Origin of the sequence: Pseudomonas syringae KCTC 12500, from assembly GCF_000507185.2 — a bacterium.
Taxonomy (GTDB): domain Bacteria; phylum Pseudomonadota; class Gammaproteobacteria; order Pseudomonadales; family Pseudomonadaceae; genus Aquipseudomonas; species Aquipseudomonas syringae.
In genome coordinates, this window is the sequence record NZ_AYTM02000002.1 from 3,216,988 (window position 1) to 3,239,012 (window position 22,025).

The 22,025-nt window shown below is 60.4% G+C and carries 24 protein-coding genes; 17 read left to right on the top strand and 7 right to left on the bottom strand.

Going from position 1 to position 22,025, the window contains the following annotated elements:
• Positions 1–46: 46 nt before the first annotated feature.
• From phnE to V476_RS14570, 4 genes are read right to left on the bottom strand one after another with little or no spacing between them, the layout of a single operon-like run.
• Positions 47–814 (bottom strand): phosphonate ABC transporter, permease protein PhnE, encoded by a 768-nt coding sequence (gene phnE, locus V476_RS14555; protein WP_024960216.1) that lies wholly within the window; start codon positions 812–814, stop codon positions 47–49.
• Positions 811–1,638: a PhnE/PtxC family ABC transporter permease gene (locus V476_RS14560; RefSeq protein WP_024662480.1), complete on the bottom strand. Its 828-nt coding sequence runs from the start codon at positions 1,636–1,638 to the stop codon at positions 811–813. The genes phnE and V476_RS14560 overlap by 4 nt, the downstream gene beginning before the upstream one ends.
• Positions 1,632–2,429 carry a phosphonate ABC transporter ATP-binding protein gene (locus V476_RS14565; RefSeq protein WP_024960215.1) on the bottom strand — a complete coding sequence of 266 codons (798 nt, stop codon included), beginning with the start codon at positions 2,427–2,429 and terminating at the stop codon, positions 1,632–1,634. The genes V476_RS14560 and V476_RS14565 overlap by 7 nt, the downstream gene beginning before the upstream one ends.
• Positions 2,426–3,277, bottom strand: a complete 852-nt coding sequence (locus tag V476_RS14570) for a putative selenate ABC transporter substrate-binding protein (RefSeq protein WP_024662482.1) — start codon at positions 3,275–3,277, stop codon at positions 2,426–2,428. The genes V476_RS14565 and V476_RS14570 overlap by 4 nt, the downstream gene beginning before the upstream one ends.
• Before the next feature lie 235 nt (positions 3,278–3,512).
• Here V476_RS14570 and selD point away from each other — a divergent pair, with 235 nt between their 5' ends.
• The 3 genes from selD to V476_RS14585 are packed head-to-tail and all read left to right on the top strand — an operon-like array spanning position 3,513 to position 6,445.
• On the top strand, positions 3,513–4,547 hold the full coding sequence (selD, locus tag V476_RS14575) for a selenide, water dikinase SelD (RefSeq protein WP_024960214.1): 1,035 nt from the start codon (positions 3,513–3,515) through the stop codon (positions 4,545–4,547).
• Entirely contained in the window at positions 4,547–5,647 is a 1,101-nt protein-coding gene (mnmH, locus tag V476_RS14580; RefSeq protein WP_024960213.1) for a tRNA 2-selenouridine(34) synthase MnmH, read from the top strand. Before selD ends, mnmH begins: the two co-directional genes overlap by 1 nt.
• Before the next feature lie 33 nt (positions 5,648–5,680).
• Positions 5,681–6,445, top strand: a complete 765-nt coding sequence (locus tag V476_RS14585; protein WP_003318796.1) for a sulfite exporter TauE/SafE family protein — start codon at positions 5,681–5,683, stop codon at positions 6,443–6,445.
• A gap of 146 nt (positions 6,446–6,591) precedes the next feature.
• Here V476_RS14585 and V476_RS14590 read toward each other — a convergent pair whose 3' ends face one another.
• Positions 6,592–7,560, bottom strand: a complete 969-nt coding sequence (locus V476_RS14590; RefSeq protein WP_003344609.1) for a polyprenyl synthetase family protein — start codon at positions 7,558–7,560, stop codon at positions 6,592–6,594.
• A gap of 239 nt (positions 7,561–7,799) precedes the next feature.
• Here V476_RS14590 and rplU point away from each other — a divergent pair, with 239 nt between their 5' ends.
• From rplU to V476_RS14615, 5 genes are all read left to right on the top strand, one after another.
• A complete protein-coding gene (rplU, locus tag V476_RS14595; protein ID WP_002551971.1) occupies positions 7,800–8,111 on the top strand; it encodes a 50S ribosomal protein L21 in 312 nt (103 codons plus the stop codon).
• Positions 8,112–8,143: 32 nt separating this feature from the next.
• Positions 8,144–8,419 carry a 50S ribosomal protein L27 gene (gene rpmA / locus V476_RS14600; RefSeq protein ID WP_002551972.1) on the top strand — a complete coding sequence of 92 codons (276 nt, stop codon included), beginning with the start codon at positions 8,144–8,146 and terminating at the stop codon, positions 8,417–8,419.
• A gap of 216 nt (positions 8,420–8,635) precedes the next feature.
• Positions 8,636–9,859: an Obg family GTPase CgtA gene (cgtA, locus tag V476_RS14605; RefSeq protein ID WP_002551973.1), complete on the top strand. Its 1,224-nt coding sequence runs from the start codon at positions 8,636–8,638 to the stop codon at positions 9,857–9,859.
• Positions 9,860–9,948: 89 nt separating this feature from the next.
• Positions 9,949–11,067, top strand: coding sequence for a glutamate 5-kinase (gene proB, locus V476_RS14610; RefSeq protein ID WP_003318792.1), 1,119 nt, complete (start codon positions 9,949–9,951; stop codon positions 11,065–11,067).
• Positions 11,068–11,094: 27 nt separating this feature from the next.
• Entirely contained in the window at positions 11,095–11,565 is a 471-nt protein-coding gene (locus tag V476_RS14615) for a CreA family protein (RefSeq protein ID WP_024960212.1), read from the top strand.
• A 173-nt stretch (positions 11,566–11,738) separates the two neighbouring features.
• Here V476_RS14615 and rpsT read toward each other — a convergent pair whose 3' ends face one another.
• On the bottom strand, positions 11,739–12,017 hold the full coding sequence (gene rpsT / locus V476_RS14620) for a 30S ribosomal protein S20 (protein WP_003344603.1): 279 nt from the start codon (positions 12,015–12,017) through the stop codon (positions 11,739–11,741).
• Between the two features lie 250 nt (positions 12,018–12,267).
• Between rpsT and murJ the strand changes: the two genes are divergently transcribed.
• The 6 genes from murJ to ispH all read left to right on the top strand — a co-directional run bounded on the left by murJ (position 12,268) and on the right by ispH (position 19,691).
• Complete coding sequence (gene murJ / locus V476_RS14625) at positions 12,268–13,806, top strand: murein biosynthesis integral membrane protein MurJ (RefSeq protein WP_003403539.1); 1,539 nt, start codon at positions 12,268–12,270, stop codon at positions 13,804–13,806.
• 132 nt (positions 13,807–13,938) lie between these two features.
• Complete coding sequence (gene ribF, locus V476_RS14630) at positions 13,939–14,865, top strand: bifunctional riboflavin kinase/FAD synthetase (protein ID WP_024960211.1); 927 nt, start codon at positions 13,939–13,941, stop codon at positions 14,863–14,865.
• 20 nt (positions 14,866–14,885) lie between these two features.
• Entirely contained in the window at positions 14,886–17,717 is a 2,832-nt protein-coding gene (gene ileS / locus V476_RS14635; protein WP_024960210.1) for an isoleucine--tRNA ligase, read from the top strand.
• Positions 17,710–18,216, top strand: coding sequence for a signal peptidase II (gene lspA / locus V476_RS14640; RefSeq protein WP_003318787.1), 507 nt, complete (start codon positions 17,710–17,712; stop codon positions 18,214–18,216). Before ileS ends, lspA begins: the two co-directional genes overlap by 8 nt.
• On the top strand, positions 18,209–18,685 hold the full coding sequence (locus tag V476_RS14645) for an FKBP-type peptidyl-prolyl cis-trans isomerase (RefSeq protein WP_024960209.1): 477 nt from the start codon (positions 18,209–18,211) through the stop codon (positions 18,683–18,685). Before lspA ends, V476_RS14645 begins: the two co-directional genes overlap by 8 nt.
• A 58-nt stretch (positions 18,686–18,743) precedes the next feature.
• Positions 18,744–19,691 carry a 4-hydroxy-3-methylbut-2-enyl diphosphate reductase gene (ispH, locus tag V476_RS14650; RefSeq protein ID WP_024960208.1) on the top strand — a complete coding sequence of 316 codons (948 nt, stop codon included), beginning with the start codon at positions 18,744–18,746 and terminating at the stop codon, positions 19,689–19,691.
• Between the two features lie 6 nt (positions 19,692–19,697).
• Here ispH and V476_RS14655 read toward each other — a convergent pair whose 3' ends face one another.
• Positions 19,698–20,198, bottom strand: a complete 501-nt coding sequence (locus V476_RS14655; RefSeq protein ID WP_024960207.1) for a GspH/FimT family pseudopilin — start codon at positions 20,196–20,198, stop codon at positions 19,698–19,700.
• Between the two features lie 131 nt (positions 20,199–20,329).
• Between V476_RS14655 and V476_RS14660 the strand changes: the two genes are divergently transcribed.
• Genes V476_RS14660 through V476_RS14670 form a run of 3 tightly spaced genes read left to right on the top strand, consistent with a single transcriptional unit; the run spans position 20,330 to position 22,022 of the window.
• Positions 20,330–20,803, top strand: coding sequence for a GspH/FimT family pseudopilin (locus V476_RS14660; protein ID WP_003344589.1), 474 nt, complete (start codon positions 20,330–20,332; stop codon positions 20,801–20,803).
• Complete coding sequence (gene pilV, locus V476_RS14665) at positions 20,803–21,318, top strand: type IV pilus modification protein PilV (RefSeq protein ID WP_003344587.1); 516 nt, start codon at positions 20,803–20,805, stop codon at positions 21,316–21,318. The genes V476_RS14660 and pilV overlap by 1 nt, the downstream gene beginning before the upstream one ends.
• On the top strand, positions 21,315–22,022 hold the full coding sequence (locus V476_RS14670; RefSeq protein WP_003318779.1) for a PilW family protein: 708 nt from the start codon (positions 21,315–21,317) through the stop codon (positions 22,020–22,022). Before pilV ends, V476_RS14670 begins: the two co-directional genes overlap by 4 nt.
• Positions 22,023–22,025: the final 3 nt, after the last annotated feature.

The following is a 22,025-nucleotide window of genomic DNA, read 5'->3' on the forward strand; positions in this document are numbered from 1 at the left end:
CGGCCCTGAGCTTCAGGGTCGTGGCGTTTTGCGTTCTGAGGTCTGCTCAGTTACGCACCCAGCGCTGCCTGCTCCAGCCGCTCAATGCGTCGACGGCGAATACCAGTATCAGCATCGCCAGAATCACGGTACTGGCCTGCGCTTCCTGAAACAGGCTGAGGCTGACATACAGCATTTGCCCTAGACCGCCCGCGCCGACAAAGCCCAGCACGCTGGCCATGCGAATGTTGTTCTCCCAGCGATACAGCGTATACGCCAGCAGCTGTGGCCAGAGGTTGGGCAGGGTGCCGTAGCTGAACGCCTGCCAGGCGCTGCCGCCCTGCAGACGAATCGCTGCAGCGGGTTGCGGTGCGGTGTTTTCCAGTGCCTCGGCAAACAGGCGGCCCAGAACGCCCGTGGTGTGCAGTGCCAGTGCCAGCGTGCCTGCATTGGGGCCGAGCCCGGCAGCCAGCACCATCAACACGGCCCACACCAGTTCCGGAATGGCGCGCAGCGCATTGAGCAGCAGGCGGCTCAGGCTGCGCAGGAACCAACCGAAGCGTCCGGCAGCGGGCAGTGCCAGGAGCAAACCTGCAATGGCGGCCAGCAAGGTGCCGAGTGCCGACATGGCCAGGGTTTCCAGGGCGCCCTGGCCGATTGCCTGCAGATGAGGGCCGCTCAGGTCCGGGCTCATGAAGCGCAACGCGTAACGGCCCATCTGCGTCAGGTTGTCGTGGCTGCCCAGGGTGAGCAGGTCGAGGCCTAGGTACACAAACGATGCGATCACTGCTGCGATCAGCGCCAGCACCAGCAGCAGATTACCTGCGCGCTTCATGTGAACTGCCTGCGCAGCAAACGGCTGAGCTGGTCGGCGAGCAGCACCAGCAGCAGGAAGGTCAGCAGCATGCTCGCCACTTCGTCACCGGCGAACATGCGCATCGACAGGTCGATCTGCTGACCCAGTCCGCCTGCGCCGACGAAACCCATGACCACCGAAGCGCGCACGGCGCACTCCCAGCGGTACACGGTGTAGGAGGTCAGTTCGGCTGCCGCGTTGGGCAGGATGCCGTAAGCCAGTGCGGCCAGGCGACCGCTGCCTGCCTGGAGCAGCGCGTGGGCCGGGCGTTGGTCCACCGATTCGAAAATCTCGGCGTACACCTTGCCAAGCATGCCTGCGTAGGTGATGGCGATGGCCAGTACGCCCGCCGTAGGGCCCAGGCCGACCGCACGCACGAACAGCAGCGCCCAGACGATTTCCGGCACGCTTCGCAGGAAGATCAACACCCCGCGTGCCGGCCAGCGCAGGCATTGGCCGAGCCAGCCGGGGCGGCCGCCGCGTGAGGCGGCCGACAGCGACAATGCCTGGCTGGCGAGCAGGCTTGCCGGTACGGCCAGCAGCAAGGCAAGGGCAATGCCGGCTGTGGCGATCGCCAGGGTTTGCAGCGTCGCATCCAGCAGCAGCCCGAGGAATTCCGTAGAGTGCGCCACCGGCCAGAACCCGGCGAGAAAGCTGCCCATCGTCCGCGCATTATCGGCTTGCAGCAGTACCCACGGATTAAGTTCGGCCAGACGAATGCCCGGCCAGAGCAGGGCGACCGCCAGCAATGTCAGCAACAGGCGTGGCGTTGCCGCCGGGTCGCGCTGATCCCGACTCAGCATCGCGGCGTCCAGCGTGTTTCAGCTGCATCCGAAACCGGCTGAGGGCTGAGTTGTTCGTTGGCATACAGCGTGTCGAGATGCTCCCGGCCGACCTCGCTGACGGCGAGGTCGAAGTGAATTCGCCCGTCGCGCACCCCGATGACCCGCGGGAAATGTGCCAGCGCCAGTTCCACCGCATGCAGGCTGGCGACCAGCGTCACGTTGTGCTCGATGGCGTGCTGACACAGCAGCGCCAGGGTGTGATCGGCGAGGCGCGGGTCCATCGCCGAAACCGGCTCGTCGGCTAGCAGCAGTTCGGGTTGCTGATACAAGGCGCGGGCAATGCCGACACGTTGCAGCTGTCCACCGGACAACTGCTGGCAACGTTCGAAAAGTTTGTCCGCCAGGTCCAGACGCGCCAGTACCTCGCGGGCGCCGCTGATGTCGAGTGGATGCAGCAGGTTCAGCAGGCTTTTGCCCAGCCCCCACTGACCAAGCCTGCCCGCCGACACCGCAGTCACCACCCGCTGGCGCGCCGGCAACGGCGGTGCCTGATGAATCAGCGCAATGCGGCTGCGCAGGCGCTGGCGTCGTGTGCTGGAGAGCTGCCAGGGATCAGTCCCCAGAACCTGCAGCTGTCCGGCACTGGGCGGCAGAGCGCTGGCCAGCAGATTGAGCAGCGTGGTCTTGCCCGCACCGGACGGCCCGATGATCGCTACTCGTTCGCCACGAGCGATGCTCAGGTCCAGGCCGCGCAACGCCAGTGTGCCGTCGCTGTGGCGCAGCTCGATGGCGGACAGACGCAGGGTCATTTCAGCAGGTCGGCAGCGCGTGCGGCTTCTTCGATGCCTTTGTAGTTCTCGGGCTTGGTCTCGATGAAGCGGCTGGCGGCCTGAAGATCGAGGATTGCCTTCTGCTCCGGGTTGGCCGGGTCGAGGTCGAGGAAGGCCTGTTTGATCTTCGCTGCCAGTGCCGGGTCGAGGCTGCCGCGCACGGTCCAGTTGTAGTCGAAATAAGCCGGCGTGGTCTCGAAGACATGAACCTTGTTGGTGTCGACCTTGCCGCTGGCGACCAGCTTGTCCCAGACGCTGGCGTTAAGCACGCCTGCATCGACCTTGCCCGCCTGAACCCATGCGGCGGTTGCGTCATGTGCGCCGGAATAGGCGACGCGGCTGAAGAACGTTTCCGGCTTGATGTTTTCCTTGAGCATGAAATAGCGCGGCATCAGGCTGCCGGATGTCGACGACACCGAGCCGAAGGCAAAGGTCTTGCCCTTGAGGTCCGCCAGGGTTTTCACGTTCGGATCGGAGGTGATGAATTTGCTGGTGAACTTGGCGTCCTGCTCACGCTGTACCAGTGGCACCGCATTACCGGTCTTGAGGTTGACCTGAACGAAGGTGAAACCGCCCAGCCAGGCCATGTCGAGCCGGTCAGTGGCCAGCGCTTCGACCACTGCCGGATAATCCGCGACCGGAACGAACTCGACCTTCATGCCCAGCCGTTGCTCCAGATAAGCTCCCAGCGGCTTGAACTTGCGCAGCAGTTCGGTAGGCGCTTCGTCGGGAATGGCCGAGACACGCAGGGTGTCGGCAGCGTGGCTGGTCAGGGCGGAGAAGGACAGGGCAATGCCGGCGGCGAGCGCCAGGGTACGCTTGAGCATGGAGGTTCTCCGGTTCAATAGCGGAAAAAGGATAACGTGAAGCCCGCGTGCACGAGCAGGCGGCGCTTCACAGGATTCGGTGGTGATGCGCGGGGATTATAAGAGGCATGGCGAGAAAGGCCAGTTCGGCAGATTCACCGCCCGAATGCACGGCCGGCGCACGACGCGGTTTGCGCTGATAAGGGAACAGCCCCTAGACTCCACAGCCTGTTTCCCGGTAACCGAGAGTGTCGCGATGAATGAGCCAATCCGCCTGACCCAGTACAGTCACGGAGCAGGGTGTGGCTGCAAGATTTCCCCCAAGGTGCTGGACGTGATCCTCGCTGGCAGCGGCGCTCAGAACCTTGACCCCAGACTCTGGGTTGGCAATGCCTCGCGTGATGACGCGGCGGTCTATGCGCTGGATGACGAGCGCGGCGTGGTCTCGACCACGGACTTCTTCATGCCCATCGTTGATGACCCGTTCGATTTCGGCCGTATCGCCGCGACCAATGCCATCAGCGACATCTATGCGATGGGCGGTGACCCGCTGATGGCCATCGCCATTCTCGGCTGGCCGGTCAACATCCTGCCACCCGAAGTGGCGCGTGAAGTCATTCGCGGTGGTCGTGCCGTCTGCGACGCTGCCGGTATCCCGCTGGCGGGAGGGCATTCCATCGATGCGCCTGAGCCGATCTTCGGTCTGGCGGTGACCGGCGTGGTGCAGAAAAAGCACATGAAACGCAACGACACTGCCTTGGCGGGGAGCACCTTGTACCTGACCAAGCCCCTGGGCATCGGCATCCTCACCACGGCCGAGAAAAAATCGAAGCTGCGCGATGAAGACATCGGTCTGGCGCGTGACTGGATGTGCACCCTGAACAAGCCGGGCAGCCGTTTCGGCAAGCTCGACGGCGTGCAGGCGATGACCGATGTCACCGGCTTCGGTCTGCTCGGGCATCTGGTTGAAATGGCGGACGGCGCAGGTCTGACCGCGCGTCTGGACTACGCTGCTGTACCGCGTCTGCCCGGCGTCGAGCATTACATTGCCGAGGGCTGTGTGCCGGGCGGCACATTGCGCAACTTTGAAAGTTACGGCGACAGGATCGGCGCACTGAGCGATGCCCAGCGTGACCTGTTGTGTGATCCACAGACCAGCGGCGGTCTGTTGGTCGCGGTCAGCCCTGAAGGTGAAGCCGAGTTTCTGATCGTGGCTGCCGAACTGGGGCTGCTGCTCAACCCTATCGGCACCTTGCACGAGCGACAGACCCGCGCCGTCGAGGTGTTCTGATGGCCGACAACAGCAGCGACTACCGTGCACTGTTTCTCAACGACGTGCCGATGATGGACGCTCGCGCTCCGGTGGAGTTTTCCAAGGGGGCTTTTCCTGGTGTGATCAACCTGCCGCTGATGAATGACATCGAGCGGCAAAAGGTCGGCACCTGCTACAAGCAACACGGCCAGGACGCCGCTATCCAGCTCGGGCATCAATTGGTCTGTGGTCAGGTCAAGGATGAACGCGTCAATGCGTGGATCGAGTTCGCCAAAGCCAATCCGGATGGCTACCTGTACTGCTTTCGCGGCGGGCTGCGCTCGCAGACGGTACAGCGCTGGCTGAAGGATGCCGGGGTCGACTACCCGCGGGTTCTTGGCGGCTACAAGGCGATGCGCACGTTCCTGCTGGATACCCTGCATGAGGCGGTGAGCGAATGCAGTATCGTCGTGCTCGGCGGAATGACCGGCACGGGCAAGACCGAAGTATTGACGCAGCTGCCTAACAGCGTGGACCTGGAAGGCATCGCCAATCATCGCGGCTCCAGCTTCGGCAAGCGTGCCACTGGGCAGCCGGCGCAGATCGACTTCGAGAACCGGCTGGCCATCGACCTGCTCAAGAAGCGCGCAGCCGGTATCGAACAATTCGTTGTGGAAGATGAAAGCCGTCTGGTCGGCAGTTGCAACGTGCCGCTGGAGCTGCACCAGGCGATGCAGGGCTGCGCGATGGTCTGGCTGGAAGACAGCTTCGAGAACCGCGTCGAGCGCATTCTCGAGGACTATGTGATCAACCTCTGCGCAGAGTTCATCACCGTCAAGGGCGAAGAGCAGGGCTTCGGCCTGTTCGCCGAGCGTCTGTTGCAAAGCCTGAACAACATTCACAAACGCCTCGGCGGCGAGCGTCACCAGCGCCTGTCGGGCCTTATGCAGGCGGCGCTGGAAGAACAGCAGCGCAGCGGTGCGGTTGATCTGCACCGAGGCTGGATCGAAGGGCTGCTCGGCGAATATTACGACCCGATGTACGCTTACCAGCGCGAACACAAGGCGGCGCGTATCGAATTCGCGGGTGATCAAGCGCAAGTGCTGGCTTACCTGCGCGAGCGCTCAGTAAAAGGTTAAGCCTCGACCTCTATCCATCTGGCAAGGGACGCCATGCACTCGATTCTCGACTTCTATCAAACGCTGGGCTGGGGCCTTTCGGCGCTGGTAATCGGCACCTTTCTGCTGGCCGGTACGGTCAAGGGTGTGATCGGCCTGGGCTTGCCCACGGTGGCAATGGGGTTGCTGGGGCTGGCCATGCTGCCGGCGCAGGCTGCGGCGTTGCTGATCATCCCGTCGACGTTCACCAATGTCTGGCAACTGGCGGCGGGTGGCAATCTGCGGCCTTTGCTGAAGCGGCTATGGCCGATGCTGAGCATGATTTTCATCGGCACGCTGGTCGGGGCGTTCTGGCTGGGCATGAGTGGCGGTCATTCAATGACTCGCGCGTTGGGTGGCGCTTTGTTTCTCTACGCACTGAGCGGGCTGTTTCTGCCGACCTTCAAGGTTGCTGCCGCTGCCGAGCGTTGGCTGGGCCCGCTGTGCGGTTTGATCACCGGGGTGATCGCGTCGGCCACCGGGGTGTTCGTGATTCCCGTGGTGCCTTATCTGCAGGCGCTGGGGCTTGAGCGCGACCAACTGGTCCAGGCGCTGGGGTTGTCGTTCACTGTCTCGACGCTGGCGCTGGCGGCGGGTTTGTCGTGGAACGGCGCACTGGGCGGCGCAGAGCTGGGCGCATCCACGCTGGCGCTGATTCCGGCCCTGTTGGGCATGCTGCTGGGGCAATGGCTGCGCCAGCGAATCAGCGCGGTGCTGTTCAAGCGTGTGTTCTTTATCGGCATGGGCCTGCTGGGGCTGCATCTGCTGATAAAAGGCTGATGAGTCATGCGCTGTATCGCGGGCATGCGCGACTTGCACTGAGGATTCAGTGTTTTCCGGACTTCATGCAGGAGAGGATGAAGGATTACGCGCTGACTGCCGTTTGCCGAGCCCGTCGCTGGACGGGCTTTTGACTGCTACGAATATCAGTGTGTACGGGCGACTGCAAACTCGCTCAGTTCGACCAGTGCGTCGCGGTACTCGCTGGGCGGCAGCGCGTCCAGGCAGGCAATGGCGCGGGCCGCGTAGTCGCGGGCGAGCTGTGCGGTGTAATCGAGGGCGCCGGCGCTTTCTACTGCGTTGCGGATGCTTTCCAGATCTTCCAGACCACCTTTCTGGATCGCCTGACGAACCAGCGCAGCCTGTTCCGGGCTGCCTTCACGCATGGTGTAGATCAGCGGCAGGGTCGGCTTGCCTTCGGCGAGGTCGTCACCGACGTTCTTGCCCAGCGTCTCGGCATCGCCCCGGTAGTCCAGCAGGTCATCCACCAACTGGAAGGCCACACCCAGATGGTCGCCGAACGTGCGCAGTGCTTCGCTCTGTTCTTGGGGGGCGTTGCACAGGGCTGCGGCGCTGTGGGTCGAGGCTTCGAACAGCATGGCTGTCTTGCCGCGAATCACTTCCATGTAGGTTTCTTCGGTGGTGCTGGCGTCACGAATCTTCGAGAGCTGCAGCACTTCGCCTTCGGCGATGATGCGAGTCGCCTTGGACAGAATCTTCATGACCTCCATCGAGCCCAGTTCGACCATCATTTCGAACGAGCGCGAATAAAGGAAGTCCCCCACCAATACGCTGGGCGCATTGCCCCAGAGCGCGTTGGCGGTGGAACGACCGCGACGCATGCCGGACATGTCGACAACGTCGTCATGCAGCAGCGTGGCGGTGTGCAGGAATTCGATAGTGGCGGCGAGCAGGCGAACATCATCGCCTTCGCGACCCAGTGCCTTGCCGCACAGCAGCACCAGCAACGGGCGCAGGCGCTTGCCACCTGCCGACGTGATGTAATCACCGATTTTCGAGACCAGCGGTACGCGCGACGTCAGTTGCTTTTTGATGATAAGGTCAACGGCACTAAAGTCGTCCGCCACCGCGCGGTAGAAGGCTTGGGGTTGCATCAGCGACAGGTGCTCCGGATAGGTTGCGCCGCATGCTAGGTCGCGGGGTAGAGCGTGTCAAGGTATGACGAGCCGCCTCTTGCAACACGCGAATGCCTTGCGTACAATCGCGCACCCTAACTTTCCTGGGCAGCACCTGCCTTACGCAATGCAAACGGGCCGTTCCAGCCCCATGCAGCCATGCCAGCCGATACTCTTCTTATAAAGAGCTGGGTGAGCAGGATTTTCGGAGAAATACCATGTACGCAGTAATTGTTACCGGTGGCAAGCAGTACAAAGTCGCCCCAGGTGAATACCTGAAAATTGAAAAACTGGAAATCGCTACTGGCGAATCCGTTACGTTTGACCGCGTTCTGCTGGTTGGCAATGGCGACGACGTCAATATCGGTGCTCCCGTTGTTGCTGGCGCTACCGTTGTGGCTGAAGTGGTTTCGCAAGGTCGTCACGATAAGGTTCGTATCATCAAGTTCCGTCGTCGTAAGCACCACATGAAGCGTATGGGCCACCGCCAGTGGTACACCGAGATCAAAATTACAGGTATTCAGGCTTAATTCAGCCTAATCCTCAACTGGAGAATTGACTCATGGCTCACAAAAAAGCTGGTGGTAGTACCCGTAACGGGCGCGACTCAGAAGCCAAACGCCTTGGCGTGAAGATGTATGGCGGCCAGGCTATCATCCCTGGCAACATCATCGTGCGTCAGCGCGGCACCCAATTCCACGCTGGCTACGGCGTTGGCATGGGTAAAGATCACACCCTGTTCGCGAAAGTGGAAGGCGTGATCAAGTTTCAGGTCAAGGGCGCCTTCGGTCGCCGCTACGTGAGCATCGTTCCGAAGACTGAAGTCTCCGCAGCGTAATCACGCAGTAGCTTAAGAGCCCTGTCTTGCGACGGGGCTTTTTTGTTTGTAGAGGTAGAGAGGCAGGTGAGTCTCTTGCAAAACTGTTTGTGCGGGCTGTTGTGATGTTGACCCATGGGGTCGCTGGTTTCTGATCGGTATCGCAACGCTCATTTTTGCAAGAGTCTTATGTAATTTATGTGGTTCTGCTCGTCCCTGTGGCGGGAGGCGTGCGTTATGAAATTTGTAGATGAAGTATCCATTCGAGTAAAAGCCGGTGACGGCGGCAACGGTTGCATGAGCTTCCGTCGAGAAAAATTCATTGAAAACGGTGGTCCCAACGGTGGTGATGGTGGTGATGGCGGCTCGATCTTCATGGTCGCCGACGTCAACCTGAACACGCTGGTCGATTACCGTTACACCCGCCACTTCGATGCCGAGCGCGGCTCCAACGGTGGCAGCGCCGACTGCACCGGTCGCAAGGGCGAAGAGCTGGTACTGCGTGTGCCGGTCGGGACCACCATCATTGACGCCACCACTCAGGAAATCATCGGTGACCTGACCAAAGATGGTCAGCGCTTGATGGTTGCCCAGGGCGGCTGGCACGGTCTGGGTAACACCCGATTCAAGTCCAGTACCAACCGCGCTCCGCGCCAGACCACGCCGGGCAAGCCTGGTGATCAACGTGATCTCAAGCTCGAGCTGAAAGTCCTGGCTGACGTCGGCCTGCTGGGCCTGCCGAATGCCGGCAAGAGCACCTTCATCCGTTCGGTGTCTGCGGCCAAGCCAAAGGTTGCCGACTATCCGTTCACCACGCTGGTGCCAAACCTGGGCGTGGTCAGTGTCGATCGCTGGAAAAGCTTTGTGGTTGCCGACATTCCAGGTCTGATCGAGGGTGCATCCGACGGCGCGGGCCTGGGGATTCGCTTCCTCAAGCACCTGGCGCGTACTCGTCTGTTGCTGCACCTCGTCGATATGGCGCCGCTGGATGAAAGCAGCGCTCCGGATGCGGCTGAAGTGATCGTCAACGAGCTGGAAAAATTTAGCCCGTCGCTGGCCGAGCGTGATCGCTGGCTGGTGCTGAACAAGTGCGATCAGATTCTCGAAGAGGAGCAGGAGGCGCGCAAGCAGGAGATCGTCGATCGTCTGGAGTGGACCGGCCCTGTTTACGTGATCTCTGCCATTGCCAAAGAAGGCACCGAGCAACTGACTCGCGACATCATGCGTTACCTCGAAGAGCGCAGCCAGCGTATCGCCGAAGAGCCTGGTTACGCCGAAGAGCTGGCCGAGCTCGATCAGCGCATCGAAGATGAAGCCCGTGCCCAGCTGCAGGCGCTGGACGATCAGCGTGCCCTGCGTCGCAGCGGCGTGAAGAGCGTGCATGACATCGGTGACGATGACTGGGATGAAGAAGACGTGGACGATGAAGACGGTCCGGAAATCATTTACGTCCGTGACTGATCGCTTGAAGTAAACTTGAACGCCGCTACGATTGTTAGCGGCGTTTTTGTATCCCGAATTTGAAAATCTCTGGCTAGGGTTGGAAGAAGATGCGCAGCAAAGTGACGGGCGCCCAGCGCTGGGTTGTGAAGATTGGCAGTGCCTTGCTGACGGCTGATGGCAAGGGCCTGGATCGCAACGCCATGGGTGTTTGGGTGGAGCAGATGGTGGCGCTGCACGAGGCGGGTGTCGAGTTGGTACTGGTGTCTTCCGGAGCGGTGGCTGCCGGCATGAGCCGTCTTGGCTGGACGGCTCGCCCCAGTGCCATGCATGAGCTTCAGGCTGCTGCGGCGATTGGTCAGATGGGCTTGGTGCAGGCGTGGGAATCGAGCTTTGCCGAGCATGGCCGACATACCGCGCAGATCCTTCTGACCCACGATGACCTGTCGGACCGCAAGCGCTACCTGAATGCCCGTAGCACCCTGCGCACGCTGGTCGAGCTTGGGGTTGTGCCGGTTATCAACGAAAACGACACAGTGGTTACCGACGAAATCCGTTTTGGCGATAACGACACGCTGGCGGCGCTGGTTGCCAATCTGGTCGAGGCTGATCTGCTGGTCATCCTGACCGACCGTGACGGCATGTTCGACGCCGATCCGCGTAACAACCCGGAGGCGCAGCTGATTTACGAAGCGCGTGCCGATGATCCGGCACTGGATGCAGTGGCCGGTGGTACGGGCGGTGCGCTGGGGCGTGGCGGCATGCAGACCAAGTTGCGTGCAGCGCGTCTGGCGGCGCGTTCCGGTGCGCATACTGTCATCGTCGGCGGGCGCATCGAGCGCGTTCTGGCGCGGCTCAAGGGGGGGGAGCGGTTGGGCACGCTGCTGTCCCCTGAGCGTGGCATGCTCGCAGCGCGCAAGCAGTGGCTGGCAGGGCATCTGCAGACCCGCGGTACGCTGGTGCTGGATGATGGCGCGGTTGCGGCGCTGGCCAAGGATCAGAAAAGCCTGCTGCCGGTAGGCGTCAAGCTGGTCCAGGGCAGCTTCCGGCGTGGCGAGATGGTGGTATGCGTCGCCCCGGACGGTCGCGAGATCGCTCGCGGGCTGAGTAACTACAGTGCCATCGAAGCCCAGAAAATCATTGGTCACTCTTCCGAATCCATCGTGCGTGAGCTGGGCTATATGGCCGAGCCTGAGCTGATTCATCGGGATAACCTGATCCTCGTCTGACTCAAGACTGCAAAAAAGGACTATTTGATGCGCTTCATGAAAGGTTTGTTGGCCGCTGCGTTGCTGATGCCGGTGCTGGTCTCTGCCGAAGAGATCGGTCAGGTGTCGACTGTGTTCAAGATGGTCGGGCCTAACGATCGAATTGTGGTCGAGGCGTTTGACGATCCCAAGGTGGACGGTGTGACGTGCTACCTGTCACGCGCCAAGACGGGCGGCGTGAGGGGTGGTCTGGGATTGGCCGAGGACCGTGCCGAGGCGTCCATCGCCTGTCGTCAGGTCGGGCCGATCCGTTTCAAGGAAGCCCTCAAGGATGGCGACGAGGTATTCAAGGAGCGTACCTCGCTGGTTTTCAAGACCATGCAGGTGGTGCGTTTCTTCGACAAGAAGCGCAATGCATTGGTGTACCTGGTCTACAGCGACCGTGTCATCGAAGGCAGCCCGCAGAATGCCGTGACCGCCATTCCGATCCTGCCATGGACAACCGCGCCCGCGCCTTGAGTCTGTAGCAGGATAGTTACAGGCCTATCGTTCCTGACGCTCCAGCGTGGGAATGTCCTTCGTGACGCTCTGCGTCACAGCTCTGCGCCGCGCTGCACATTGATGTTTCCCGCTAATTTCCAGCAGGCAATAAAAAACCGACCCTGAGGTCGGTTTTTTAACAAGCGGGTCGCTTAGGCTGCAGCAGCAAGGCTCAGAGCCTTGATGTGACCGTTCAGACGACCTTTATGGCGAGCAGCCTTGTTCTTGTGGATGATGCCTTTATCGGCCATACGGTCGATAACAGGAACAGCCAGAACATAAGCGGCTTGCGCTTTTTCTGCGTCTTTTGCGTCGATGGCTTTAACTACATTCTTGATGTAGGTACGAACCATGGAACGCAGGCTGGCGTTGTGGCTGCGACGCTTCTCAGCCTGTTTTGCACGTTTTTTGGCGGAAGGTGTGTTGGCCACCGTCGAGCTCCTCGAAAGACTTTGTGAAATAGCAAACAAAATAGGCCGCGAATCATGCCGATGAGTTGAAGTCTTGTCAAGGGCAGTTAAGGTGTTCCGCTGAGTGGTTGCGACATTTGACTGGAGGATTTATTTCCGGCCTGTGACCTGTAAACTCGCGGCCTTTGCTTCGGGCGTTTTTGCGGCGCGAAGTATTGCATAAATGGCTGGCTTTATCGCCCATCCTTTGCCGAGGCGCACAACTCTTTCAATGAATCTACTCAAGTCACTCGCCGCCGTCAGCTCTATCACCATGGTTTCCCGGGTTTTGGGCTTTGTACGCGACACCATCATCGCGCGCACTTTCGGTGCCGGAATGGCCACGGATGCGTTCTTCATCGCCTTCAAGCTGCCCAATCTGCTGCGCCGAATTTTCGCCGAGGGCGCCTTTTCCCAGGCATTCGTGCCGATCCTGGCCGAATACAAGAGCCAGCAGGGCGAGGAGGCGACGCGCACATTCATTTCCTATGTCACCGGATTGCTGACCCTGGCGCTGGCGCTGGTGACGCTGCTCGGGGTGATCTTTGCGCCCTGGGTTATCTGGGCCACCGCGCCCGGCTTTGTCGACACCCCGGAGAAATTCGCCCTCACCTCGGATCTGCTGCGGGTGACCTTTCCTTATATATTGCTGATCTCCCTGTCCTCGATGGCCGGTGCGATCCTCAACACCTGGAACCGTTTTTCAGTGCCGGCGTTCGTGCCCACGCTGCTCAACGTCAGCATGATTTTCTTCGCGCTGTTCCTGACGCCGTACTTCGATCCACCAGTGATGGCGCTGGGCTGGGCGGTTCTGGTCGGCGGTCTGCTGCAGCTGCTTTACCAACTGCCGCACCTGAAAAAGATCGGCATGCTGGTGCTGCCGCGCCTGAATCTGCGCGACACCGGGGTCTGGCGGGTAATGAAGCAGATGCTGCCCGCCATCCTTGGCGTTTCTGTCAGTCAGATTTCTCTGATCATCAACACGATCTTTGCCTCGTTCCTCGTCGCCGGTTCGGTGTCATGGATGTACTACGCCGACCGCCTGATGGAGCTGCCTTCCGGCGTGCTGGGTGTGGCGCTGGGTACGATTCTGCTGCCGATACTGTCCAAAACCTACGCGCAACGGGATCGCCAGGAATATTCGCGAATTCTCGACTGGGGTCTGCGACTGTGTTTCGTGCTGGTTCTGCCTTGCACTCTGGCGCTGGGGCTGCTTGCCGAGCCGTTGACCGTTTCGTTGTTTCAGTATGGTAAATTCGACGCACTCGACGCGGCCATGACCCAACGTGCGCTGGTCGCCTATTCGGTCGGGTTGCTGGGGATCATCCTGATCAAGGTGCTGGCCCCCGGTTTTTATGCTCAACAAAACATCCGCACCCCGGTGAAAATCGCGATCTTCACCCTCATAGTGACTCAATTGCTCAACCTGGCCTTCATCGTGCCCTTGCAGCATGCCGGTCTGGCGCTGGCGATCAGTGTGGGGGCGTGCATCAATGCCGGGTTGCTGTTCTGGCAGTTGCGCAAGCAGGATCTGTTTCAGCCGCAGCCTGGCTGGACGAAGTTCCTGTTCAAGCTGGTCATTGCCGTCGCGGTGATGTCGGCGGTGCTGCTGGGGCTCATGCATGTCATGCCGGCGTGGGACGAAGGTCACATGCTGGAGCGTTTTCTGCGTCTGGGTGCGCTGGTTGCCGCCGGCGTCGTGACCTATTTCGCCATGCTTCTTTTATTAGGCTTCCGCCTCAGGGATTTCGCCCGCAAAGCCATTATGTAGGGCGCGTCGCAGGGGTTGACCTTCGGTTTTTGTCGCCACACGCCGAGAACCTTCATCCGGTCTTGGTGTGTTGCCTGTCGTCCACGGCCGTGTGTGGTTATAATCGGCCACTTTATGAGCAAGAAGTGCGTTATGCAGCTGGTTAGAGGCCTTCACAACCTGCGCCCCGAACATCGGGGCTGCGTCGCCACGATTGGCAATTTCGACGGCGTTCATCGCGGCCACCAGGCTATCCTGGCGCGTCTGCGCGAGCGTGCCGTCGAATTGGGTGTGCCCAGCTGTGTGGTGATCTTCGAGCCGCAGCCGCGTGAGTTCTTTGCGCCCGAAACGGCGCCGGCCCGTCTGGCCCGCCTGCGTGACAAGCTCGAGCTGCTGAGTGCCGAAGGCGTTGACCGGGTACTTTGCCTGTCCTTCAATCAGCGTCTGTGCAAGCTCAGCGCGGCGAGTTTCGTCGAAACCGTGCTGATCGACGGCCTGGGTGTTCAACACCTTGAAGTGGGAGACGACTTTCGTTTCGGCTTCGACCGGGTCGGTGACTTCGACTTCCTGCAACAGGCCGGCACAACGTATGGTTTTACCGTAGAAGCGGCGCAGACCGTTGAAATAGATGGCATCCGGGTCAGCAGTACCAAGGTGCGCAAGGCTCTGGCTGCGTCGGACTTTGCCCTGGCCGAGCGCATGCTCGGTCGTCCGTTCCAGATAGTCGGGCGGGTGTTGCACGGCCAGAAGCTGGCACGTCAGTTGGGTACGCCCACCGCCAACGTGCAACTCAAGCGTCGTCGTGTGCCGCTGAGCGGGGTCTATCTGGTCAGCACGGATATCGATGGCAAAGCCTGGCCGGGGGTCGCCAACATCGGCGTGCGCCCGACGGTAACGGGTGATGGCAGTGCCCACCTTGAAGTGCATCTTCTGGATTTTGCCGGCGATCTTTATGACCGGCGTTTGACGGTGGCTTTCCACCACAAGCTGCGTGATGAGCAGCGTTTCGCCTCACTGGAGGCGCTCAAGACGGCGATCAATGCGGACGTCGCCGCCGCCCGTGCCCATTGGCATGGCTAACCGCTAAACAAGAGCCTGAAATGACTGACTATAAAGCCACGCTAAACCTTCCGGACACCGCCTTCCCTATGAAGGCCGGCCTGCCCCAGCGCGAGCCGCAAACTCTGCAGCGCTGGGACAGCATTGGCCTGTACCAGAAGCTGCGCGAGATTGGCAAGGATCGTCCCAAGTTCGTCCTGCACGACGGTCCTCCGTACGCCAACGGCAATATTCACATCGGTCATGCGGTCAACAAGATTCTCAAGGACATGATCCTGCGTTCCAAGACCCTGGCGGGCTTCGATGCCCCGTATGTGCCGGGTTGGGATTGCCATGGTCTGCCGATCGAGCACAAGGTCGAAGTGACCCACGGCAAGAACCTCTCCGCAGACCGTACGCGTGAGCTGTGCCGCGCTTATGCGTCCGAGCAGATCGAAGGCCAGAAGTCCGAATTCATCCGTCTGGGCGTGCTGGGCGACTGGAGCAATCCGTACCTGACCATGAACTTCGCCAACGAAGCCGGAGAAATCCGCGCGCTGGCCGAGATGGTCAAGGGCGGTTTCGTCTTCAAGGGCCTCAAGCCGGTCAACTGGTGTTTCGATTGCGGCTCGGCACTGGCTGAAGCCGAAGTCGAGTATCAGGACAAGAAGTCCTCGACCATCGACGTTGCGTTCCCGATCGCCGACGAAGCGAAACTGGCCGCCGCTTTCGGTGTGCCGTCGCTGGGCAAGCCTGCGTCCATCGTGATCTGGACCACCACACCGTGGACGATCCCGGCCAACCAGGCGCTGAATGTCCATCCGGAATTCGAATACGCACTGGTCGATGTCGGCGACAAACTGCTGGTGCTGGCTGCCGAACTGGTCGAAAGCTGCCTGGCCCGTTACAAGCTGGAAGGTACCGTCATCGCGACCACCACCGGTCAGGCGCTTGAGCTGATCAACTTCCGCCATCCGTTCTACGACCGCCTGTCGCCAGTCTATCTGGCTGACTACGTCGAGCTGGGTGCGGGCACGGGCATCGTTCACTGCTCGCCTGCCTATGGCGTAGACGACTTCAATATCTGCAAACAGTATGGCCTGAGCAACGACGACATCATCAGCCCGGTGCAGAGCAACGGCGTGTATGTCGAGTCGCTGGAGTTCTTCGGTGGCCAGTTCATCTTCAAGGCCAACCAGAACATCATCGACAAGCTGGTCGAAGTCGGCAGCCTGATGGACACCGAAACCATCAGCCACAGCTACATGCACTGCTGGCGCCACAAGTCGCCCTTGATCTACCGCGCGACCGCGCAGTGGTTCGTGGGCATGGACAAGCAGCCTGAGAGCGGCGAGACCCTGCGCAAGCGGGCGGTCAAGGCCATCGAAGACACTCAGTTCGTTCCGGCATGGGGGCAGGCACGCCTGCACTCGATGATCGCCAACCGTCCTGACTGGTGCATCTCGCGTCAGCGCAACTGGGGCGTGCCGATTCCGTTCTTCCTGCACAAGGAAACCGGCGACCTGCACCCACGTACCGTCGAACTGATGGAAGAAGTGGCGCAACGTGTCGAGAAAGAGGGCATCGAGGCCTGGTTCAAGCTCGACGCCAGCGAGTTGCTCGGCGACGAAGCCGGCAAGTACGACAAGATATCCGACACCCTGGACGTCTGGTTCGACTCGGGCACCACGCACTGGCATGTGCTGCGCGGCTCGCACCCGATGGGCCATGAAAGCGGTCCGCGTGCCGACCTGTACCTCGAAGGTTCGGACCAGCATCGCGGCTGGTTCCACTCCTCACTGCTGACCGGCTGCATGCTGGACGATCACGCACCGTATCGCGAGCTGCTGACCCACGGGTTCGTGGTCGACGAGAACGGCCGCAAGATGTCCAAATCGCTGAACAACGTGGTAGCGCCGCAGAAGGTCAACGATTCGCTGGGTGCCGACATCATGCGTCTGTGGGTATCGGCGACCGATTATTCCGGCGAGATGGCGGTTTCCGACCAGATCCTGCAGCGCAGCGCCGACGCCTACCGTCGTATCCGCAACACTGCACGCTTCCTGCTCTCCAACCTGACGGGCTTCAACCCGGCGACCGACATCCTGCCCGCCGAGGAAATGCTCGCGCTGGACCGTTGGGCCGTGGACCGCACCCTACTGCTGCAGCGCGAGCTGCAAGAGCATTACGGCGAATACCGTTTCTGGAACGTGTACTCGAAGATCCACAACTTCTGCGTGCAGGAGCTGGGTGGTTTCTACCTCGACATCATCAAGGATCGTCAGTACACCACGGCGGCCAACAGCACCGCGCGTCGCTCCTGCCAGACGGCACTGTTCCACATCTCCGAAGCGCTGGTGCGCTGGATCGCGCCGATCCTGGCGTTCACCGCCGACGAGCTGTGGCAGTTCCTGCCCGGCGAGCGTAACGAATCGGTGATGCTCAACACCTGGTACGAAGGCCTGACCGAAATGCCTGCCGACTTCGACATGGACCGCACCTACTGGGAGCGGATCATGGCGGTGAAGACCTCGGTCAACAAGGAAATGGAAAACCTGCGCGCTGCCAAGGCCATTGGCGGCAACCTGCAGGCCGAAGTGACCCTGTATGCCGAGGAGTCGCTGGTGGCTGACCTGTCGAAACTGAGCAACGAGCTGCGCTTCGTGCTGATCACCTCGACAGCCAGTGTGGCGCCGCTCGCATCTGCGCCAGCCGATGCCGTGGTCACCGAAGTCGCCGGTCTGAAGCTGAAAGTGCTCAAGTCCAGTCATGCCAAGTGTGCCCGTTGCTGGCATCACCGCGAGGATGTAGGGGTAAACCCCGAGCATCCGGAAATCTGCGGTCGTTGCGTAGACAACATCAGCGGTGCAGGCGAGGTCCGTCACTATGCCTAACGCCTCGTTCGGCCGCCTGGCCTGGCTGTGGTTGAGCGTGCTGGTTCTGGTCATTGACCAGGCCAGCAAGTATTACTTCGAGAACGCGTTGAGCCTGTATCAGCAGATCATCGTGATTCCCGACCTGTTCAGCTGGACCCTGGCCTACAACACCGGTGCCGCCTTCAGTTTTCTGGCTGACGGTGCCGGCTGGCAGCGCTGGTTGTTCGCCCTGATCGCAGTGGTGGTCAGCGCTGTGCTGGTCGTCTGGCTCAAGCGTCTGGGGCGTGACGACACGTGGCTGGCCGTTGCACTGGCGCTGGTACTGGGCGGCGCGCTGGGCAATCTGTACGACCGTATCGTGCTGGGCCACGTGATCGACTTCATTCTGGTTCACTGGCAGAACCGCTGGTACTTCCCGGCGTTCAACGTTGCCGACAGTGCGATCACCGTCGGCGCAATCATGCTGGCGCTGGACATGTTCAAGAGCAAGAAAACCGGAGAGACCGTCAATGACTGAGCAATCTTCGACTCAAGGCTCATCTGACAAGCTGCGCATCGGTCAGAATACGCAGGTCACTCTGCACTTCGCCCTGCGTCTGGAAAACGGCGATACCGTCGACAGCACCTTCGAAAAGGCTCCGGCCACGTTCAAGGTCGGTGACGGCAACCTGCTGCCCGGCTTTGAAATGGCGATTTTCGGCTTCAAGGCGGGCGATAAAAAGACCGTTGAGATTCTGCCGGAAAACGCCTTTGGTCAGCCCAACCCACAAAACGTGCAGATCATGCCACGCTCGCAGTTCGTGGGCATGGAACTGTCCGAAGGGTTGCTGGTGATCTTCAATGACGCCGCCAATACCGAGTTGCCCGGCGTGGTGAAAGCGTTCGATGACGAGCAGGTCACCATCGACTTCAATCACCCGCTGGCAGGCAAGACTCTGAGCTTTGAAGTGGAAATCTTTGAAGTGAAGGCAATTCTGGCTTCCTGACCTTCGCCGTCAAGCCCGGCCCAGGCCGGGCTACCCCGTACCAATCATGAGGCACCGCATGCAAATCAAACTCGCCAACCCCCGCGGCTTTTGTGCCGGAGTGGACCGCGCGATCGAAATCGTCAATCGCGCTCTGGAAGTGTTTGGTCCGCCGATTTATGTGCGCCATGAAGTCGTTCACAACAAATTTGTCGTCGAAGACCTGCGCTCTCGCGGTGCGATCTTCGTTGAAGAGCTGGATCAGGTGCCGGATGACGTCATCGTTATCTTCAGCGCCCACGGTGTTTCCCAGGCTGTTCGTACCGAGGCGGCAGGCCGTGGTCTGAAGGTGTTCGATGCTACCTGTCCGCTGGTGACCAAGGTGCATATCGAGGTCGCCCGTTACAGCCGTGATGGCCGCGAGTGCATCCTGATAGGCCACGCCGGTCACCCGGAAGTCGAAGGCACCATGGGCCAGTACGACGCCGCCAACGGCGGTGCGATCTATCTGGTCGAGGACGAAGAGGATGTTGCCAGCCTGCAGGTGCGCAACCCTGAAGCCCTGGCCTTCGTGACCCAGACCACCTTGTCCATGGATGACACCAGCCGGGTGATCGATGCCTTGCGCAAGCGTTTTCCGGCCATTGGCGGGCCGCGCAAGGACGACATCTGCTACGCCACGCAAAACCGTCAGGACGCAGTCAAGCAACTGGCCGATGAGTGCGATGTGGTGTTGGTGGTGGGCAGCCCGAACAGCTCCAACTCCAATCGCCTGCGCGAGCTGGCCGAGCGCATGGCGACTCCGGCGTACCTCATCGACGGCGCCGAAGACATGCAACCAGGCTGGTTCGACGGGGTAGAGCGTATCGGCATCACTGCGGGCGCTTCGGCCCCCGAAGTGCTGGTGCGTGGCGTGATCCAGCAATTGCAGGCCTGGGGCGCGACCGGTGCTGATGAGCTTGCCGGCCGCGAGGAGAACATCACCTTCTCGATGCCCAAGGAGTTGCGCGTCAAGTCGCTGCTCTGAGGCTATTCAGCCACACAGCGCTGCATCGATTTTGGTGTCCTCGACCCTCACGCGCCCGGCCGGTGCGACTATCACTCGATAGTTGCTCACCGGCTGGTCTGCGGCACATACGTGCAACGTCCTGGCGGTTCTACGCCGCAACGTGCCCAAACCATTGAAACTGATCTCCTCCACACGCTTGCGGTTATCGACCACTCGCGCTGTGCCGCTATTGGCGCGTTCTATCAGCACTGGATCGTTTTCGTCGGGACCTTTGCCATCTGCGTCGAGTATGATCCGCCAGCCGTTGCTCCAGTCGTTCTCGATGGCATGAAGCGTAACGATCTGGTTGCGCGTGACTGCGGCCGCTCTCGCCGAGCGAATGCCGCTGGCCAGCTCCCGGGCGGTTGCAAGGCCACGGCTGGAATCGATGAGATCCTTGAAAGACGGGGTTGCGACGTTGGCCAAAATGGCCACCAGTGCAACGACGATCAATAATTCGATCAGTGTGAATCCTGCATGCTTCATATGCTTTCCTCCCTGGAAACCGCCGTTTCAACACACTGCGGGCGTTCGTCGTCGCAAAACAACCGTACGTCCCGCTATGGATTTTCCAGCGGCGTTGCTGCCTTATAGTCGTAACGTCTAGGAGACACTCAATGCGTCATATAGCCAAGGGATTCAGCCTCATCGAATTGTTAGTCACTGTGTCCCTGGTGGGCATCCTGGCGGCTATCGCTATCCCGAATTTCACCAGCTCCATCCAGAGCAACAAGGCCGATACCGAGCTCAGCGATTTGCAGCGGGCGCTCAACTATGCGCGACTCGAGGCGATAAACAGGGGAGTGGCGGTGCGTATAGCGCCGACCAGCGGGACGGCATGGACCAACGAATTGCAGGTGTATCTGGTTTCCGATACTCAGGCGACACCCACGGCGTTGCGAAAAGTAGCCGCCATGAGCAGCGGTGCCACGCTGGTGGCCGATAACAATGCCACGGCAATTGATTTCAACAACCTGGGCGCGCTCATTGCCCCGGCTGCGGCGGTGACCATGACCTACACCCGAGGCACTATTATCAAGACCATAAAGGTCTGTCTGACCGGTCGGATCACCCTGGGTGGAGGCTGCTGATGGCTGGTGAAACCCGATATCGCCAGACCGGCATGACCTTGATCGAGGTGCTGGTCTCGGTATTGATTCTGGCCATCGGCCTGCTGGGCGCTGCGGCCATTCAGCTCAACGCGCTCAAGTACACCGACAGCTCAGCGATGACCAGCCAGGCGAGCTTCATTGCTTACGACATGATGGATCGTATCCGCGCCAATGTTGATGGTAATGCCAGTGCCAATGGGTCGACCAATGTACTGGCTACTTATAATTTACCGAATCTGGATGCGGCTCCGGCTGCCAACCTGAACAAGGCCAGAGATCAGGATCTGTTTGATTTCAAAGACAATATCGGAAACTTCGCAAGCGCGAGCGGCACCGGCAGCATTGTGGTCAGTGATTCTACGTTGGTAACCATCACCATTGGCTGGAGCGATAACCGCGCTGCGGGTGCGAGTAATCAGGCAACAGGAAGCCCTGCGGCAACTCCGGTACCTCGGAGCTTTCAACTGGTCTCCCGGATCGGGGTCAACCCATGAGAAAGCTTTCCAGAGGCTTCGGCCTGGTCGAAATCATGGTGGCGCTGGTCCTGGGGCTGGTGGTCAGCCTAGGTATCGTGCAGATATTCACGGCGGCCAGAGGCACCTACCAAAGCCAGAATGCCGCAGCGCGGATGCAGGAGGATGCGCGTTTCCTGCTGAGCAAGCTGATGCAGGAAATCAGGATGACCGGCATGTATGGCTGCCTGAGCTTCAGTAACTACACGCCTGTATCTCCTGCTATCCCGTGGCCGATCGCACTGGATACTCCAATTCTCTGGGATAATCCGAGCAGGACGCTGACGCTGGTGACCGCCGACGTGGGTACCACAGGCAGTTCGCCCACCTGGACCATTGTTTCAAACTGTCAGACTACGACACAGCTCTACGCCAATGCTCGTGCGCCGGCTACGGGGGAGACGGCCTTTCCGTTGCGGCAGTTGGTCTACACGCTCAGCGGAACAGACTTGACCATAAAATATGGCACGGACGGCACTCCGCAGCCGCTATTGCAGAACGTCGCGGACTTCAGTGTTTCTTTCGGCATGGCGGGCAACCCGATGTCCTATACCACGGCTGTTACCAAGGCCAACGCCGACGCTGTACGCAGTGTCCGCATCAGCCTGACGCTGCAGGATGGACAGAACGGCATCGTCAGGCCTCAGCAGTACAACGTTGTTGCTTATCTGCGTAACCGCTTTTGAACG

Excerpts from the sequence above, each read along its gene's own strand:
- rpmA (WP_002551972.1), top strand. The coding sequence starts at position 8,144 with ATGGCTCACAAAAAAGCTGGTGGTAGTACCCGTAACGGGCGCGACTCA.
- lspA (WP_003318787.1), top strand. The coding sequence starts at position 17,710 with ATGCCTAACGCCTCGTTCGGCCGCCTGGCCTGGCTGTGGTTGAGCGTG.
- V476_RS14670 (WP_003318779.1), top strand. The coding sequence starts at position 21,315 with ATGAGAAAGCTTTCCAGAGGCTTCGGCCTGGTCGAAATCATGGTGGCG.
- mnmH (WP_024960213.1), top strand. The coding sequence starts at position 4,547 with ATGGCCGACAACAGCAGCGACTACCGTGCACTGTTTCTCAACGACGTG.
- V476_RS14560 (WP_024662480.1), bottom strand. The coding sequence starts at position 1,638 with ATGCTGAGTCGGGATCAGCGCGACCCGGCGGCAACGCCACGCCTGTTG.
- V476_RS14655 (WP_024960207.1), bottom strand. The coding sequence starts at position 20,198 with ATGAAGCATGCAGGATTCACACTGATCGAATTATTGATCGTCGTTGCA.
- proB (WP_003318792.1), top strand. The coding sequence starts at position 9,949 with ATGCGCAGCAAAGTGACGGGCGCCCAGCGCTGGGTTGTGAAGATTGGC.
- ispH (WP_024960208.1), top strand. The coding sequence starts at position 18,744 with ATGCAAATCAAACTCGCCAACCCCCGCGGCTTTTGTGCCGGAGTGGAC.
- rplU (WP_002551971.1), top strand. The coding sequence starts at position 7,800 with ATGTACGCAGTAATTGTTACCGGTGGCAAGCAGTACAAAGTCGCCCCA.
- ileS (WP_024960210.1), top strand. The coding sequence starts at position 14,886 with ATGACTGACTATAAAGCCACGCTAAACCTTCCGGACACCGCCTTCCCT.
- pilV (WP_003344587.1), top strand. The coding sequence starts at position 20,803 with ATGGCTGGTGAAACCCGATATCGCCAGACCGGCATGACCTTGATCGAG.
- V476_RS14645 (WP_024960209.1), top strand. The coding sequence starts at position 18,209 with ATGACTGAGCAATCTTCGACTCAAGGCTCATCTGACAAGCTGCGCATC.
- V476_RS14585 (WP_003318796.1), top strand. The coding sequence starts at position 5,681 with ATGCACTCGATTCTCGACTTCTATCAAACGCTGGGCTGGGGCCTTTCG.
- V476_RS14660 (WP_003344589.1), top strand. The coding sequence starts at position 20,330 with ATGCGTCATATAGCCAAGGGATTCAGCCTCATCGAATTGTTAGTCACT.
- cgtA (WP_002551973.1), top strand. The coding sequence starts at position 8,636 with ATGAAATTTGTAGATGAAGTATCCATTCGAGTAAAAGCCGGTGACGGC.
- V476_RS14565 (WP_024960215.1), bottom strand. The coding sequence starts at position 2,429 with ATGACCCTGCGTCTGTCCGCCATCGAGCTGCGCCACAGCGACGGCACA.
- V476_RS14590 (WP_003344609.1), bottom strand. The coding sequence starts at position 7,560 with ATGCAACCCCAAGCCTTCTACCGCGCGGTGGCGGACGACTTTAGTGCC.
- V476_RS14615 (WP_024960212.1), top strand. The coding sequence starts at position 11,095 with ATGCGCTTCATGAAAGGTTTGTTGGCCGCTGCGTTGCTGATGCCGGTG.
- phnE (WP_024960216.1), bottom strand. The coding sequence starts at position 814 with ATGAAGCGCGCAGGTAATCTGCTGCTGGTGCTGGCGCTGATCGCAGCA.
- ribF (WP_024960211.1), top strand. The coding sequence starts at position 13,939 with ATGCAGCTGGTTAGAGGCCTTCACAACCTGCGCCCCGAACATCGGGGC.
- V476_RS14570 (WP_024662482.1), bottom strand. The coding sequence starts at position 3,277 with ATGCTCAAGCGTACCCTGGCGCTCGCCGCCGGCATTGCCCTGTCCTTC.
- selD (WP_024960214.1), top strand. The coding sequence starts at position 3,513 with ATGAATGAGCCAATCCGCCTGACCCAGTACAGTCACGGAGCAGGGTGT.
- murJ (WP_003403539.1), top strand. The coding sequence starts at position 12,268 with ATGAATCTACTCAAGTCACTCGCCGCCGTCAGCTCTATCACCATGGTT.